Here is a 12,672-nt window from a genome sequence, read left to right as displayed (position 1 = left end):
GGGGTCGTCGGCCGACGGCTCCGCCGGGGGTCGGTTCAGCCGACGGTGACGTCGGGGGCGCCGGTGGCCGCTCCCTCGGCTGCCATGCGTGCGGCGATCTTCATGGCTTCGTCGATGAGGGTCTCCACGATCTTCGACTCCGGCACGGTCTTGATGACCTCGCCCTTCACGAAGATCTGCCCCTTGCCATTGCCCGAGGCCACACCCAGGTCCGCCTCGCGGGCCTCACCCGGGCCGTTGACCACACAGCCCATCACCGCGACGCGGAGCGGCACCTCCATGCCGTCCAGCCCCGCCGTGACCTCCTCGGCCAGCTTGTACACATCCACCTGCGCCCGCCCGCACGAGGGGCAGGACACGATCTCCAGGCGGCGCTGCCGCAGGTTCAGTGACTCCAGGATGGAGATGCCGACCTTGACCTCCTCCGCGGGCGGGGCGGAGAGGGAGACGCGGATGGTGTCGCCGATGCCCTCGCTCAGCAGCGCGCCGAAGGCGACGGCGGACTTGATGGTGCCCTGGAAGGCCGGGCCCGCCTCGGTCACGCCCAGGTGCAGCGGGTAGTCGCACTGCGCGGCCAGCTGCCGGTAGGCGTTGACCATCACGACCGGGTCGTTGTGCTTCACGGAGATCTTGATGTCGCGGAAGCCGTGCTCCTCGAAGAGCGACGCCTCCCACAGGGCCGACTCCACCAGCGCCTCGGGCGTGGCCTTGCCGTACTTCTGCAGCAGCCGCCGGTCCAGCGAACCCGCGTTCACCCCGATCCGGATCGGCGTCCCCGCGTCATTGGCCGCCTTCGCGATCTCCTTGACCTTGTCATCGAACTGCTTGATGTTGCCCGGATTCACCCGCACCGCCGCACACCCCGCGTCGATCGCCGCGAAGACGTACTTGGGCTGGAAGTGAATATCCGCGATCACCGGGATCTGCGACTTCTTCGCAATGACCGGCAGCGCGTCCGCGTCGTCCTGCGTCGGGCACGCCACCCGCACGATCTGGCAGCCGGACGCCGTCAGCTCCGCAATCTGCTGCAGCGTCGACCCGATGTCGGCGGTCCGCGTCGTCGTCATCGACTGTACGGAGACGGGCGCTCCCCCGCCCACGGCCACCGGCCCGACCTGGATCCGGCGCGAGACGCGCCGGACGGCCAGGGGCCGGGCCGGTACCTCGGGGAGCCCCAACGTGACAGGCTCACCAATGGTCATGACGTCACCCGTGGTTTCCGGCGACGGTCTCGCGGGCGGCGCGCAGCGACTCCTTCAGGGAGCCCATGGTCGCCAGGACGGCGGTCGGCTCGTAGCCGCAGTGCGCCATGCAGTTGGCGCAGCGCGGATCCTTGCCGCGGCCGTACTTGTCCCAGTCGGTCTCCTCGATCAGCTCCCGGTACGTGGGGACGTACCCGTCGCTCATCAGGTAGCAGGGGCGCTGCCAGCCGAACAGGGAGTAGTTCGGGATCGCCCAGGCGGTGCAGGGGAAGTCCGCCTTGCCCTCCAGGAAGTCCAGGAAGAGCGGGCTGTGGTTGAGCCGCCAGCGGCGCCGGTTGCCGCCCGCGAACGCCTTCTTGAACAGCTCCCTGGTCTGCTCGACACCGAGGAAGTGCTCCTGGTCGGGGGCCTTCTCGTAGGCGTAGGCGGGCGAGAGCATCATCTCGTCGACCTTGAGGTCGTCGTTGAGGAAGTTGAGCACCTCGATGATGGTCTGCGGGGTGTCGGTGTTGAAGAAGGTGGAGTTCGTGGTGACCCGGAAGCCGCGGCGCTTGGCCTCCTTGATGGCCTCCACTGCCTCGTCGAAGACGCCTTCCTTGGCCACGGACTCGTCGTGACGCTCGCGCATCCCGTCGATGTGCACCGCGAAGGCGAAGTACGGCGAGGGAGTGAACTTGTCCATCTTCTTGCGCATCAGCATGGCGTTGGTGCACAGGAAGACGTACTTCTTCTTGGCGACCAGCTGGCGCACGATCTCATCGATCTGAGGGTGCATCAGAGGCTCGCCGCCCGCGATGGAGACCATCGGAGCGCCGGACTCCAGTACGGCGCCGACCGCCTGCGCGACCGGCATCCGCTGCTTCAGCACCCCGGCCGGGTGCTGGATCTTTCCGCAGCCCTCGCACGCGAGGTTGCATGCGTAAAGCGGCTCCAGTTCGACGATGAGCGGGAACTTCTCACGCCGCCGGAGCATTTTCTGTTCAAAGAGATAGGTCCCGACCCTGATGGTCTGACGGAGCGGCATGGCCATCTGGCTCACCTCCTGGGGAGCAGCAAAGAACGGTGCCATTCAAAGAAAACGGGAAGGACGGCACGCAAGACGCGGAAGGCCGATATTCCCCCGCGTATCGTGCCAATGCGGACGAGTTCATGCTCTGGAGCGTCCACGACCACTCGGACGGCGGCAATGGGGCGGGGTCCGGCCCGCAGCGCGCTGCCGAGCGTCGCGGCGGACTCCATGTCCACGGCGACCGCCCCGGCGGCGTGCAGCGCGGTCCGCTCGGCGCCGCGCACGACGTGGTCGCTGCCGAGCAGCAGCCCCGAGTGCACGGTCAGGCCGCGTTCCTTCAGGGCCGCGACCAGCGGCGCATTGTCGCGGCAGACGGCCTCGGCGCGGTCCGGCTGGTGCTCGCGGGTGGCGTCCGCGACGACCACGTCACCGGGGCGCATGCCCGGCGCGAGCCCGGCGCAGAAGCCACTGGCAACGACCGGCGAGGCAGCGGCGGGCGAGCCGGCGCCGAGCGCGGCGCCGATGGCCCGCTCCGCCGCCTGCGGGCCCATGCCCGTGCGGAGCACCGTGCCGGCCGGGCCGCCGCGCAGCGCGAAGCGCTCGATGCCGAGCGCGCAGGCGACCAGCAGCGGTGGCGGCGGGCCCGGGGACGGGCCGTCCGAGTCGGTCATCTAGGACCTCACGGCCGCTCCGGCCGGACCGCCGCCCAGATAGCGGCCCAGGGCCGTGAGCGGGAAGACCTGCCGGTAGAGGTGGTAGTTGATCGAGAAGTCCCAGGGGAAGCCGGTACCGGTGAAGTACGGCTCGTCCCAGGACCCGTCGGGGCGCTGCGTGGCGGCCAGCCACTGCACGCCGCGCGCCACGGCCCCGCTCTCCCGCTCGCCGGCCGCGAGCAGCGCCATCAGCGCCCAGCCGGTCTGCGAGGCGGTCGAGGCGCCGCGCCCGATCCAGTCGCGGTCCTTGTAGGAGCGCTGGTCCTCGCCCCAGCCCCCGTCGTCGTTCTGCACGCTCTCGAGCCAGGAGACCGCGCGGCGGATCGCGGGGTGCGAGGCGGGGATGCCGGCCGCGACGAGCGCGGGCAGCACGGACCCCGTGCCGTAAATGAAGTTGGTGCCCCAGCGGCCGAACCACGCGCCGGTCGGGTCCTGCTCGGCCAGCAGCCATTCGATGCCGCGCCGCACGCGCGGGTCGTGGGTGGCGCCGACGTCCGCCGCCATCTCCACGACGTGCGCGGTGACGTCGGCCGACGGCGGGTCGATGACCTCGCCGAAGTCGCAGAAGGGCAGCCGGTCGGGGAAGGGACTGGTGTTGTCGGCGTCGAAGGCGCCCCAGGCCCCGTCGCGGGACTGCATGCCGAGATTCCAGCGCACGGCGCGGCGTACGGCGTCCTCGACGCGCTGCGGGTCGGGGTGCTCGACGCGGCGCAGCGCGAGGACGACCTCGGCGGTGTCGTCGATGTCCGGGTAGTTGTCGTTCTCGAACTCGAAGGCCCAGCCGCCGGAGGGCAGCCGCGGCCGGCGCACGGCCCAGTCGCCGGGCCGGTCGATCTGCTCGTCCAGCATCCAGTCGGCGGCCTTGACCAGCTGCGGGTGGTCGCGGGGCAGTCCGGCGTCGGCGAGCGCGATGGTGGCGAGGCAGGTGTCCCAGACCGGGGACTGGCAGGCCTCGATCATCCGGGCGCCGTCCTCGCGCCAGACGGCGAAGCGGTCCAGGGAGGCCAGGCCCTCGCGGAGCACGGGGTGGTCCAGGTCGTAGCCCAGGAGGTGCAGCGCAATGACCGAGTAGACAGCGGGCGGCTGGATACCGCCCCAGCAGCCGTCGTTCTCCTGCCTCTCGATGATCCAGCGCGCCGCGGTGCGCATGGCGCTGCGGCGCAGCCGGCGCGGCGCGACCTTGCGGTAGACGTGCAGCGCCGCGTCCAGGCGCTGGAAGACGCCGTCCCAGGTGGTGACGGGGGCGAGCGGCCGCGGTGGGTTCGGGTGGCGCGGGTCGGTGTGCAGCTCGTCCAGGGCGAACGGCGCGGGGCGCACGGGCCGGTGGGCGGAGACGATCGTCAGCGGGACGATGGTCTGCCGGGCCCAGCAGCCGAAGTCGTAGATGTTGAGCGGGAACCACTTCGGGAAGGCGATGAGCTCGGGCGGCAGCTCGGGCAGGTCCTCCCACTTCCACCAGCCGAAGAGGGCCAGCCAGATGCGGGTGAAGACGCGGGAGGCCGCGATGCCGCCCTGTGCGCGGATCCAGGCGGACGCCCTGGCCATGTGCGGGTCGTCGGGCCGGTCGCCGGCCAAGCGGAGGGCGACATAGCCCTCGATGGTGGTGGAGAGCTCTCCGGGGCCGCCGTAGAAGCTGGCCCAGGTGCCGTCGTCGCGCTGCTCGCCGCGTACGAAGCGGGCGGCGGCCTCGGTGGTCTTCGGGTCGCTGATGCCCAGGAACTGGCGGAGCATCAGGTCCTCGGCGTCCATCGTCACGTTGGTGTCGAGGTCGCCCTTCCACCAGCCTGCGGGGTCCTGGAGGGAGAGGAGGTATTCGGTGGCCCGGGCGGTCGCCTGCCGCGCCGCGCCCGTCGGGTCGTCGGGCGCCGGGGGCGGGGCCGCGGGGCTCCGGTGGGTGGTCTCAGCGGTGGCATCGCTGGCCGAGGGTGCCCGGGCCGGCAGGGCCGCCCCGGTGCTTCCGTCGGTCGTCGCTGTCATGGCTTCCCCTTCTGCAGTAATCAAAGACGAATGCATGGGGCTTCCGTCGGCCGGTGCCGGGCCCCCGGTATGGCGTACCGAGGGCGGCCGGCACCGGCCGGCGACTGCGAACTAGTTCGGTGTAATCGTGATCATCTCTTCCGTACGACGACGAAGTCCGCGAGGGCGACGAGCTGGCCGCGGACCTCTTCGGGCATATCGATCTCGTCGAGTGCGGCGATCGCGGTGGCGTGCTGGCGGCGGGCCTCCTCCGAGGTCCACTCGCGGCCACCGGCCTCCTCGATGAGAGCCGCGCGGGAGGCGAATTCCGCCTCCGTGAAATCGGCGATCTCGGTCTCGCTCTTCTTGGCGTCGGCGGCCAGGATGCGGGCGAGCTTCTCGGATGCCGGGCCGCCCGCGTCCAGGGCGGCGACGACCGGCAGCGACTTCTTGCGCTGCCGCAGGTCGGACCAGGTCTGCTTGCCGGTGGCGTCCGGGTCGCCCCAGATGCCGAGCAGGTCGTCGACGGCCTGGAAGGCGAGGCCGAGGTGGTAGCCGTACTTCTCCAGGATGTCGGCGGTGCGGTCACTGGCGCCGCCGAGCACCGCGCCGATGGAGACGGCGCAGGCCAGCAGCGCGCCGGTCTTGTTGCCCTCCATCTCCAGGCACTCCGCGACGGTGACCCGGTCGCGGTGCTCGTAGGAGATGTCCTGGGCCTGGCCGTCGATCAGCTTGCGGGTGGCGAGGGTGAGCCGGCGCGCCGCGCGCCCGGCGTCCACGGTCCCCAGTTCCAGCAGTATCTCGTTGGCGAGTGCGAAGAGCGCGTCACCGACCAGGATGGCCTGGGCGGGTCCGTGCACCTTCCAGACGGTGTCGCGGTGCCGGCGCTGCTCGTCGCCGTCCATCAGGTCGTCGTGCAGCAGCGAGAAGTTGTGCACGAGCTCCACGGCGACGGCACCGGGGATGCCGACCTCCGGCGCGGCGCCCGCAGCCTCCGCCGAGAGCAGCGCGAGCGCGGGGCGTACGGCCTTGCCGCCGTCGCCCGCCGACGGCGCACCCGCGGCGTCGATCCAGCCGAAGTGGTACGCGGCTACGGTGTCCATGGGAGGCGCGAGCCGGTCAACGGCGGCCCGCAGCACCGGAGTGGCGAGCCTGCGCCCGCGCTCCAGGAGTGCGGTGACGCCCTCGGTGTCGATTACTGGGGAAGCCGGGTGCACGGTTTCTCCTCTGTTTCCGGTGCTCGTGCTCGTGCGAGCGCGCGTACTCGTAGTCATGCCGCCTCCTGGGGCAGTGATCCCTGGGGGAAGCCGAGTTCGGTGAGTGCCTCGCGTGCGGCACTGGTGCCGCTGCGAACAGCGCTTTCCATGGTCGCGGGCCACCCTGTGGCGGTCCACGAACCGGCCAGGTACAGGCCGGCGGACTGGGTGCGGGCGGCGGGCCTGAGACGGCCGACGCCCGGTGCGGGGGCGAACGTCGCGGTGCGCTCGCGGGTGACGAAGAAGTCGCGGACCTTCGCGCCCCGCGCGGCGGGCAGCACCCGCGCGAGCTCCGGAAGATACCGCTCGCGCAGCACGCCGACCGGCAGGTCGATCTCGTCCTGCGCAGCGGACTGCGAGACGGCGAGGTACTGCCCGCCGCCCTGCAGCCCGGACGCGTCCGTGCGGTCGAAGACCCACTGCAGCGGCGAGCCGAGCGTCGCGAAGAACGGGCGGCGCAGGACCTTGCGGTCGTAGAGCACGTGCACGTTGAGGATCGGAGCCGTACCGATGTCCAGCAGCCGGTCGGGACGGGCCAGCGCGCCGGGCGGCAGGAGGCCGTGCGCCTCGCGCTGCGGCAGGGCCAGTACGACCGTGTCGGCGGCCAGCTGCTCCTGGCTGTGCGGGCCGTTCTCGACGGTGACCTGCCAGCGCCGCTCGTCGGTGCGCGTGAGCGCGCTCGCCCGCGTACGGGTCTCCACGCGCACCCCGGCCCTCTCCAGCGCGGCCCGGGCGAGCGTGTCGTGGACCTCGCCGAGCGGGACGCGGGACCAGCCGATGTCGGCGGCCCCGGGGTCGGAGAGCAAGCCGGTCTTGAAGACCATGGCGGCGAGCCCGGCAGAGGCGTCGGCGGCGCGGGCGTTCAGCGTGGCGACGCCGACCAGGTCCCACAGCGCCTCGACGGCACGCGGTGACTGGCCGTGCCGGGCGAGCCAGCTCGCGAAGTCGATGCGGTCCAGCGCGGGGTCGGCCGGGTCCAGGGCCTTCAGGGCGAGCGCGGCCCGGCCCACGGAGGCGCGCTCGGCGAGCGAGAGGTGCGGGTAACCGGCCAGGCTCGCGGCGAGGTGCAGCGGCACGGGCAGGGCGGTGCGGCGCAACCGGCCCAGGCGCATGCCCGTCGCGGCGCGCGCCGGGTCGGCGTCCAGCACCGGCACGTCCAGTCGGTCCTGAATCGGCATCAGGTGCGCGCCGCCGACGCGCTCCAGGAAGTCCCGGTAGGCGGTGCAGCAGCGCAGGTAGACGTGCTGGCCGTTGTCCACGCTCAGCTCGCCGGCCGCGGAGTCGCGGCGGAAGGAGAAGGCGAGGCCGCCCAGCCGGGGCCGGCCCTCGACGAGGGTGACGCGCAGCCCGGCGTCGGCGAGCGCGAGGGCCGCCGTGGTGCCCGCGAGGCCGCCGCCGACGACGACCGCGGTGGCGCCCCCGTCGCTGGAGGCGCCCGCGGTGACGTGCGTGGCCGGCCGTGTGTCGGCGGAAGTCATGCGTCCTCCCGGGATGCCGCTGTCATGGACGCAGCAGTACGCCACGGGGTTGCCCGCCGCTCCCGGGACCGTCGCACGGCGTGTACCTGCGCGGACGTGCTCCGGCTCGCTCGGCGTGTCATGCGCGCCTCCTGACGGCCTGCCGGCGGCCGATCGCCCGCGCGTCGAGCCCGGAGAGGCCGCGGACGGCCACGAACGCCTTCTCATGGCCGGGCAGCGAGACCCGGCCGCGCAGCACCGCCTCGGGATCGTCGGCGATGCGGCGGAGCAGCCGGTGGTAGATCCCGGCCATGGCGGCGACGCAGGCGCCGCTGCGCCGGTCCAGCATGGGCAGCAGCCGGAAGCCCTCGGCGAACAGGGCGAGGGCCCGGCGTACTTCGAAGTGGACGAGCCCGGTGAAGTCCGCGCCCGCGGGCGGGACGGAGCCGTGGAAGCCCGCGGCGCAGCCGAACTTCTCCAGGTCCTCGGCGGGGAGGTACGTACGGCCGTTGGCCGCGTCCTCCCGCACGTCCCGGAGGATGTTGGTCAGCTGCAGGGCGAGCCCCAGCGTATCGGCGTACTCGGGGGCGCGGTCGGCCTCCGGCGCGCCGGGCACGGTGCCGAACACGCCGAGCGAGAGCCGCCCGATGGCCCCGGCGACGCAGCGGCAGTAGCCCTTGAGGTCGTCCCAGGTCGCGTACGTCTCGCCGTGCACGTCCATCAGGACGCCGTCGATCAGCTCGTCCAGGCCGTCCAGCGGGAGCGGGAAGCGGCGCGCGGCGTCCGCGAGCGCGACCGCCACCGGGTCGGTGTCGTCCTCCGCGACCCGGCCGTCCTTGATGCGCGCCAGCAGGCCGCGGGTGTCCGCGAGCCGCTGCTCCTTCTCGGCCGGCGCCAGCGCGCCGTCGCCGATGTCGTCCACCCGGCGCGAGAACGCGTACAGCGCCGACATGGCCTGGCGCTTGTCGGCGGGCAACAGCCGGATTCCGTAAGCGAAGTTACGCGCCTGCTGCCCGGTAACGGCCTCGCAGTAGCGGTACGCAGCGAGCACCGGCGCGGACGCGTGTGCGATTGCCTCCACGGTCCGACTCACCCCTCTCTTCGCAGTGTCGCCCCTACCGCGCGCAGCAGACCGAGCTTGCTGGGCTTGGGCGGTCCAGGGAGGACGTCGTGATCGGCGGCCGCCACCGCCTGGAGGGCGGCGCGTCCGCCGGCGACGAAGCCGGCGAGCAGCAGCTTGAGTCTGCCGTGGACGCTACCCACCAGCGGGGCACCTTCATTCAGCAGCTCACCGGCGCGTTCGGCTTCGAATGCAAACAGTGCGCGCGCGGGTGCGCCCCCTCTCGGGGCGGCCAGGTCGGATTCGGTGACGCCGAAGCGCTTCATGTCCTCGGCGGGCAGATAGATGCGGTCTCTCCGCAGGTCCTCGGAGACGTCCTGGAGGTGTTCGACGATCTGAAGGGCGGTGCAGATGGCGTCCGAACGGCGGACCCGCTCGGGCGTGGTCGTGCCCGTGATGCCCAGGACCAGCCGGCCCACGGGGTTGGCGGACAGTTCGCAGTAGTCCAGCAGGTCCGCGTAGCTCTCGTAGCGACCGACGCGCTGGTCCTGCCGATTGGCTTCGATCAGGCGCTCGAACGGCCCGGGGCTCAGCCCGCAGCGTCGTACGGTCGGGCCGAGGCGGCGCATGAGGGGGTGCCGGGGGCCCGGCGCCCGGTCGCTGTAGACCCGGCGCAGGTCGGCGTCCAGCGCGTCGAGCAGGGCGGTACGTTCGTCGGCCTGCGAACGGTCGAGGCCGAGCAGTACCGCGTCGCCGCCGCCCGGTGCGAGGTCGCCGTCGCCGATGTCGTCGACCAGACGTGCGAATCCGTAGACGGCCATCAGGTCGGCGCGCCAGGCGCGGGGCAGGAAGAACGGCGCGACGGGGAAGTTCTCGTGCGCGGCCTTGTCCAGAACGGCGCGCTCGGGCGCGACAGGCTCCGGGCTCACCGGAGGCTGCCCGGCGCGTTCCGGAGCCGGAGAGATCCCGTAGCCATTGCCGTCACGTCTCCCGTTCTACACCGCCACGCTAAAACTTCATATTTCGGACACGCCGCACGCGCAACCCGTCCGATCAGGGCGCTCATCGCCGCCGTCGGACCATATTGCCCGACTTGTACCACATGTGCCGTTCCGCACCCGTACAGCTTACGCCGTACATCTCACGCCCGTCCGAGGGGGTGCCGAACCATGGAGCAACGATCCGGACAACTCCGCCGGGCGGACAACTGTTCCGCCTGCGGCCAGAGTTGACCATTTCTTCAACATCGAAGGCCCCCGCGCCCGGACGCGCGGGGGCCTTCTCTCCGGATACGGGGCTACTTGCCCGTTTCCTTCTCGTATGCCTTGATCACGTCGTCCGTGGGGCCGTCCATGAGGAGCTCGCCCTTCTCCAGCCACAGCACCCGGTCGCAGGTGTCCCGGATGGACTTGTTGTTGTGGCTGACCAGGAAGACCGTGCCGGCCTCCTTGCGCAGCTCGCGGATGCGGGCCTCGGAGCGCTTCTGGAACTTGCGGTCGCCGGTCGCGAGGGCCTCGTCGATCATCAGGACGTCGTGGTCCTTGGCCGCGGCGATGGAGAACCGCAGGCGGGCGGCCATGCCGGAGGAGTACGTGCGCATCGGCAGGGAGATGAAGTCGCCCTTCTCGTTGATGCCGGAGAAGTCGACGATGCCCTGGTAGCGCTCGCGGACCTGCTCGCGAGTCATGCCCATGGCCAGTCCGCCCAGGATGACGTTGCGCTCGCCGGTCAGGTCGTTCATCAGCGCCGCGTTCACCCCCAGCAGCGAGGGCTGGCCGTGCGTGTAGACATGGCCGCGCTCGGCCGGCAGCAGGCCCGCCACCGCCTTGAGCAGGGTGGACTTGCCCGAGCCGTTGGTGCCGATCAGGCCGATCGACTCGCCCCGGTAGGCGGTGAAGGTCACGCCCTTGACCGCGTGCACCTCCCGCACCCCGGTGGAGGGCTTGCGGCGCACGATCCGGTTCAGCGCCGCGGTGGCACTGCCCCGGCCCGCGCCGGTGCCATAGACCCGGTACACGATGTGCAGATCATCCGCGATGACGGTCGGGATGCGCTCCTCCGCGGTCGCGGCGTCCTGCACCGCCGGCTGCTCCAGGTCGGTCTTCTGCTGCTCAGCCACGGCCGTACCGCTCCTCCGCCTTCCAGAAGTACACAAAGCCCGCCGCGCCCATCACGACCGCCCAGCCCAGCGCCAGCGCCCACACATGCTGCGGGAGGGTGTTGAAGGAGTCGATCAGGGAGAACCGCACCAGGTCGATGTAGACCGCGCCCGGATTCACATCCAGCAGGAACCGGATCGCACCGGGGACGTGCTTGGTCTGCAGGATGTGGTCGATGCTGTACATCACGCCGGAGGCGTACATCCAGGTGCGCAGGATGAACGGCATCAGCTGCGCGAGGTCCGGGGTCTTGCTGCCCAGCCGCGCCATGATCATCGCGAGACCGGTGTTGAAGACGAACTGCAGACACAGCGCCGGAATCGCCAGCAGCCACGACCAGCCCGGCACCTGCCCGAACGCCAGCAGGATCACCACGAGCACGCCCATGGAGAACATCAGCTGCTTGAGCTGCATCAGACAGAAGGAAATCGGCAGGCAGGCGCGCGGGAAATGCAGCGCCCGCACCAGGCCGAGATTGCCCGAGATCGCCCGCGTCCCCGCCAGCACCGAGCTCTGCGTGAACGTGAAGATGAAGACGCCCGTCACCAGGAAGGGCACGAAGTCCGGCACGCCCCGGCTGGTGCCGAGCAGCAGACCGAAGATCAAGTAGTAGACCAGCGCGTTCAGCAGCGGCGTGGCCACCTGCCACAGCTGGCCCAGCTTGGCCTGGCTGTACTGGGCGGTCAGCTTGGCGCTGGAGAAGGCCGAGATGAAGTGACGGCGCTGCCACAGCTGCCGGACGTACTCCGGCAGGCTCGGCCGGGCGCCGCTCTGCGTCAGCCCGTACTTCTGGGCCAGCTGCACCGGCGCGAGCCCGCCTTCGGGGGCCCGCGGGGCATTCATGGCGACCGCACTGTCGTGCCTGGTCTCGCTCACAGTTGACACTTTCGTCCTCAAGGTGCGCTTCCCGGGGGTGCCTCAGGCTCTGAGTACCCCCGGGTCGCGCCGGATGCTGCTCTCCGACCGAGCTTGTCAGATGACCGGCGGACGGCCCAGTCGGGTCAGGCGCCACACGGTACGCCACTTCATGGGACGCCTGGGGCCGCACGACGTGGTCCAGCCCTCCTTGAAACCGCCCAGCCAGGCCCGCAGCCCCGGCAGGGACGGGCGCCTGGCCAGCGTCAGCAGCAGCCATACCCCGAGGTAGACCGGGACCAGCGGAGCGGGCAGGTTGCGGCGCGCCAGCCACACCCGATTGCGCGCCACCATCCGGTGGTAGACGGCGTGCCGGGTGGGGGCCATGGTCGGGTGCAGCAGGACCATGTCGGCGCGGTAGTCGATCATCCAGCCCGCGTCCAGGGCCCGCCAGGCGAGGTCGGTCTCCTCGTGCGCGTAGAAGAAGTCGTCGGGCAGACCGCCGACCTCGTCGAAGACCTTCGTGCGGACCGCGTTCGCACCGCCGAGGAAGGTCGTCACGCGGGAGGAGCGCAGCGGGTCGGCCGCGCGCAGCCGCGGTACGTGGCGGCGCTGGGTCTCCCCGGTGTCCGGGTCCGCGATGCGGAAGCTGATGATCCCCAGCTTCGGGTCGCGGGCGAACGCCTCGCGGCACAGCTCGGCGGTGTCCATATTGGCGAGCAGGCCGTCGTCGTCCAGGAAGAGCAGGACGTCCTTGTCTGCCCCGGCGGGGCCGAACGCCTCGATGCCGACGTTCCGGCCCGCCGGGATGCCGACGTTCTCCGGCAGCTCCACCGTCCGTACGCCCTCGGGGAGCTCCGGCAGCGGCGAGCCGTTGCCGACGACCACCACCTCGATCGCGTCGCCGTTCTGCTTGGCGACGGAGTCGAGGAGCGCGCGCAGCTCCTCGGGGCGGTTGCCCATGGTGAGGACGACCGCGCCGAGCTTCAGGTTCTGTGGAGTCTG

The 12,672-nt window shown here is 71.4% G+C and carries 11 protein-coding genes; all 11 read right to left on the bottom strand.

Features of this window, described 5'->3' with window-relative positions; translation table 11 throughout:
• Positions 1-35: 35 nt before the first annotated feature.
• The 11 genes from ispG to ACZ4MH_RS09105 all read right to left on the bottom strand — a co-directional run bounded on the left by ispG (position 36) and on the right by ACZ4MH_RS09105 (position 12,630).
• Positions 36-1,202, bottom strand: a complete 1,167-nt coding sequence (ispG, locus tag ACZ4MH_RS09155) for a flavodoxin-dependent (E)-4-hydroxy-3-methylbut-2-enyl-diphosphate synthase (RefSeq protein ID WP_351599900.1) — start codon at positions 1,200-1,202, stop codon at positions 36-38.
• A 4-nt stretch (positions 1,203-1,206) separates the two neighbouring features.
• Positions 1,207-2,232, bottom strand: coding sequence for an adenosyl-hopene transferase HpnH (gene hpnH, locus ACZ4MH_RS09150; RefSeq protein WP_351599902.1), 1,026 nt, complete (start codon positions 2,230-2,232; stop codon positions 1,207-1,209).
• A gap of 5 nt (positions 2,233-2,237) precedes the next feature.
• A complete protein-coding gene (locus tag ACZ4MH_RS09145) occupies positions 2,238-2,882 on the bottom strand; it encodes a phosphorylase family protein (RefSeq protein ID WP_467754430.1) in 645 nt (214 codons plus the stop codon).
• On the bottom strand, positions 2,883-4,901 hold the full coding sequence (gene shc, locus ACZ4MH_RS09140; protein WP_351598725.1) for a squalene--hopene cyclase: 2,019 nt from the start codon (positions 4,899-4,901) through the stop codon (positions 2,883-2,885).
• 131 nt (positions 4,902-5,032) lie between these two features.
• On the bottom strand, positions 5,033-6,154 hold the full coding sequence (locus tag ACZ4MH_RS09135; RefSeq protein ID WP_467754429.1) for a polyprenyl synthetase family protein: 1,122 nt from the start codon (positions 6,152-6,154) through the stop codon (positions 5,033-5,035).
• The gene (gene hpnE, locus ACZ4MH_RS09130) at positions 6,151-7,614 is read right to left on the bottom strand and encodes a hydroxysqualene dehydroxylase HpnE (protein WP_467754428.1); all 1,464 of its coding nucleotides are present in this window, start codon (positions 7,612-7,614) and stop codon (positions 6,151-6,153) included. The genes ACZ4MH_RS09135 and hpnE overlap by 4 nt, the downstream gene beginning before the upstream one ends.
• A 118-nt stretch (positions 7,615-7,732) precedes the next feature.
• Positions 7,733-8,686 (bottom strand): presqualene diphosphate synthase HpnD, encoded by a 954-nt coding sequence (gene hpnD, locus ACZ4MH_RS09125; RefSeq protein ID WP_351598719.1) that lies wholly within the window; start codon positions 8,684-8,686, stop codon positions 7,733-7,735.
• The gene (gene hpnC, locus ACZ4MH_RS09120) at positions 8,683-9,582 is read right to left on the bottom strand and encodes a squalene synthase HpnC (RefSeq protein WP_351598717.1); all 900 of its coding nucleotides are present in this window, start codon (positions 9,580-9,582) and stop codon (positions 8,683-8,685) included. The genes hpnD and hpnC overlap by 4 nt, the downstream gene beginning before the upstream one ends.
• Before the next feature lie 368 nt (positions 9,583-9,950).
• On the bottom strand, positions 9,951-10,772 hold the full coding sequence (locus ACZ4MH_RS09115; protein ID WP_467754427.1) for an ABC transporter ATP-binding protein: 822 nt from the start codon (positions 10,770-10,772) through the stop codon (positions 9,951-9,953).
• Positions 10,765-11,688: an ABC transporter permease gene (locus tag ACZ4MH_RS09110; protein ID WP_351598715.1), complete on the bottom strand. Its 924-nt coding sequence runs from the start codon at positions 11,686-11,688 to the stop codon at positions 10,765-10,767. The genes ACZ4MH_RS09115 and ACZ4MH_RS09110 overlap by 8 nt, the downstream gene beginning before the upstream one ends.
• Positions 11,689-11,784: 96 nt before the next feature.
• Positions 11,785-12,630: a glycosyltransferase family 2 protein gene (locus ACZ4MH_RS09105; protein ID WP_351598729.1), complete on the bottom strand. Its 846-nt coding sequence runs from the start codon at positions 12,628-12,630 to the stop codon at positions 11,785-11,787.
• Positions 12,631-12,672: the final 42 nt, after the last annotated feature.

The sequence above is a fragment of the Streptomyces sp. NPDC026301 genome (assembly GCF_055567935.1).
Note: the sequence above shows the minus strand (reverse complement) of the source record. Positions and strands in the feature narration are given on the sequence as shown.